The sequence below is a fragment of the Bartonella sp. AD328YNZD genome, assembly GCF_042196425.1.
On record NZ_JBHIQG010000234.1, the window covers coordinates 1 to 3,818 of the forward strand.

General features: G+C 30.3%; 2 protein-coding genes. Both read right to left on the bottom strand.

The window, feature by feature from the left end:
- Positions 1-996 precede the first annotated feature (996 nt).
- On the bottom strand, positions 997-2,397 hold the full coding sequence (locus ACFIO3_RS09810; protein ID WP_375607000.1) for an amino acid permease: 1,401 nt from the start codon (positions 2,395-2,397) through the stop codon (positions 997-999).
- A 783-nt stretch (positions 2,398-3,180) separates the two neighbouring features.
- Positions 3,181-3,818, bottom strand: a 638-nt coding sequence (locus ACFIO3_RS09815) for a LysE family translocator (protein ID WP_375704378.1), incomplete at its 5' end; no start/stop codon positions are given.

Consider the following 3,818-nt stretch of genomic DNA (forward strand, 5'->3'; position numbering starts at 1 on the left):
GTTATTTTAAGATAAAATTACCCTAAAAAAGGTAATCCCTTCTATCGAAACATGATATAGCTAGGGAGTAAAGGAATTTTTTTCTATGACTATATGAGAATAAAGCAAAAACATTATTAATTAATGGAATAATTATTTTATATATAAGAAACAAAAGATAAATTTTATTACATTTTTTTGATTTTTTATATTTTATACATATGTAATATAATTTATATATAATATAAATTATATTACATATAATTATTATTTATATTTATATAAATATTTATATTTAATATATTTATTTATAGTAAATTATTGTATAAATAACTTTTATATTTAAAATTTATTTATTAATTTAGATTTCTAAATATATTAAATATAAATAAAATTGCAAATTTATTAAATATAAAACTTTATATATAAATAAAATAAGTTTAAATAGTTAGACTATTATTTAAAATATTAAAAAATATATTTAAAAATTTACCTTTAATTATTTATATTTAAAATTTATTACAAATAGAAAAATATTTTCATAGAATCTTTTTTTATTGCAGATAGCTATTAAGATATATTCTGTTTAAAGCTATATTTTTAATTTTGATAAAAAATTGAATATAAACTTTTGGAGGGGAAAAAGTTTTAGATAAATCTCATGTTTTATTAGTAAACAATGTCAGTGAAGTTTATAGAGAATTTTTTACAGAATAGCTCGTTTCTTATCTTATTGTGCAGTAAAATACTGTTGTGTAGAGTAGTGATATAAAGCATATAACATTTTTACGCATTAAGTATTTTTATAATGTGTGGTGAGTATTCAGGGCAGGGCTAGCCCATAGAGCCTTATGTAGGTGAACCATATAAATGATCAGCAGCATTCCCTCTTAATAAGCTGGATTGTTCACAAACCGGCGCTGGTAGGAATCGTCGTTTTTTGATGTTTGGGGAGGAGGTTAAGTAGAAAAAGGGTAACTAAAATTACCCTTTTTTGAGATGTTTTATGTATAGACTTTATTTGTTACCTTGAGTTATTTTTTTCTTTACAAATGTAAAATAGGTTATGCCTAAGCAAATAAACCAGAATATACCGTATTTTAAAGCTGTTAGGGTGTCTTCTTCTAACGTTAACAAATAGAGCATGAAAGCAAAGAAAACTAAAATTATCCCGCACACGATAATTCCTCCTGGCATTTTGTAGACGGATTCAGCATGCAAATGAGGGTGATTGCGACGATATACAATATAGCTAACCAAAATTACAGACCATACGAATAAAAATGCAATAGCTGAGATGCTCGTCACAATTGTGAAAGCACTTATGAGGCTTGGAGAGAGTGAGGCAATTGTATACCCTATTAAAATACATAAGCAGGAAAAGAATAGAGCATTGGCTGGAACATGATATTTGGAAAGCTTACCTAAAATTGGAGGAGCACCTTTTTGTGTTGCAAGTCCATATATCATACGGCTAGTAGAAAAAATACCACTATTTGCCGAAGAAGCAGCCGAGGTGAGAACGACAAAGTTTACCAAACCAGCAGCTATCGGAATACCAGCAAGCCAAAACATCGAAACAAAGGGGCTTTTATCTGGAACAATTTGATCCCAAGGTGTGACTGACATAATCACGATGAGAGAGAAGATGTAAAAGAGTACAATACGTACTGGTATTGCATTAATTGCTTTTGGTAGAACTTTTTTAGGATTTTTGACTTCAGCTGCAGTTGTTCCTGCAATTTCTATACCAACAAAAGAAAAAATGGCAATTTGAAATCCAGCAAAAAAACCTGTCATTCCTCGCGGAAAGATATTTCCATCGTTCCATACGTGATTGAGAGAAGCAACAGTACCATTGGGAGAAGTAAAGCTCGTAGCGATCATATAAAAACCAACAACAATTAATGCTAAAATTGCTACGACTTTGATAAGACCAAACCAAAATTCAAGTTCACCGAATAGTTTTACGGCAAAGAGATTAAAAATTAAAAAGAAACCAATGCAAGAAAAAACGGCAATCCATGGATTAAGCGTTGGCCACCAAAAGTGCATATAAGTGATGATGGCAATAATATCTGCAGCTCCAGTTACAACCCAGCTCAACCAATAGCTCCAGCCTACAAAGAAAGCGATTCCCGGTCCTAGCATATCGGTTGAAAAATCAATAAGGGACCGGTACTGTGAATTAGAAAGCAATAATTCTCCCATAGCACGCATGACAAAGTATAGGGCACATCCAATAATAGCATAAACGAGTACGATGGAAGGGCCTGCTACACTAATTGTTTTTCCTGATCCCATGAAGAGTCCTGTTCCAATAGCTCCACCGAGGGCTATAAGTTGTACGTGACGGTTATCTAGGCCACGTTGTAGTTTCATCTGAGGACCATCTTTTAAATTTTGTTTATAGCTCATTTTTTGGGGGTTCCCTTTAATTATTTTGAGATTAAATTACACTAAAAATGCATTATTCTGTATCGAAGCATGATATAAATGAGGTGTAAAGGAAAAAAACGTTTTTTATGATTTTGTGTGGATAAAGACAAGAATATGTTTTAGGAATATGGTTTTGAAAAAAGAGAATGTTTTCCTCTTAAATAACGTAACGGATATCTGAATAGGGAACTTTTTATTGTTATTAATAACAAATAAATTGTTCATTAAAAGACGTGGAGCTTTTAAAATTATTTCAGAAAGTTGTCAGGATTTTTTATAATTTTTTGAAACTTATTATTTGTAATCAGTGCATTATTTATTATTATTCATAATGGTGAGAGTTTTAATTTTTACTCAAATAGCACTCGAGAGTTCTCATCTTAATTTAAGAACAATTTTTAATGGAAAATTTAAATGATTTCTAAAATCATTTTTTTATTTTTATGATGCTATCATAAGTGAGAAGGAATTACTTTTGTTTCACAAAGGAAAAGAACAATATCATAGTTCTTTCTTTTAAAGTGATGAATAAGGATTTTGTTTAGACATTGGTAACATTTTATAAAATGTTACGAGAGACTCACATTGTTTACACAAGCGTCCTTGAGAGTATGATAAAGAAATGCAACGTAATTCAGTTATACAAAGAAAAAAAGAACTGGGGATTGTATAAGCTCTGTTAGAGATTTAGCTATTCATAGTGAGAGACAGAATCAGGAAAAGATTGCTCTATTAACTTTACAATTTGTTATCGAAATAACATTATCCAAAGAAAATGAAAAAAGAAAATAGAGATAAAACTGTTCCTGTCGCAATATTAATGTATCCTTTTATTTTTTTCTTTTTTAAAGTGGCGCTTGCGAATGATATAAAAATGGTCATTAAAGTAAACCATGTAAAGATGTTGAAGGAATGTATCGTTACAAGTTCAAAGCCTTTTTTAATGCTACTGCCAGAAGCTAAGAATTTTGGAAAGGCTGCTATGTAAAATATTGATACTTTGGGATTTAGTATTTGTGTCAAAAAACCATCCATATAGCTGGTAAAAAGCTTTGTTGTACCGACAATGCTTTTTTCATTCGTTGATATTTTTTCTTTTGAATTTAAGCTGTGTATTCCAGATTTAATCGATTTAAAGCCCATATATAATAAATAGCAGCTTCCCATGAGTTTTACTAAAAGAAAGAGCGTTTTGTTGTTGAGAATGAGTGCTGATACCCCTAATATGGAAAATGCTCCATGCGCATATGTTGCTGTACATAACCCTAAAACGTTCATAAATGCGTTCTTTTTCCCCAATCTCGTTGCATTATCGATGATAAGGGCCATGTTTGGTCCCGGTGAGATGACTAAAAAAAATGAAACAATGAAAAAGGTTAGTATTTGATGACTCATTCTAC

Coding starts and splice junctions, on each gene's coding strand:
- ACFIO3_RS09810 (WP_375607000.1), bottom strand. CDS start 2,397: ATGAGCTATAAACAAAATTTAAAAGATGGTCCTCAGATGAAACTACAA.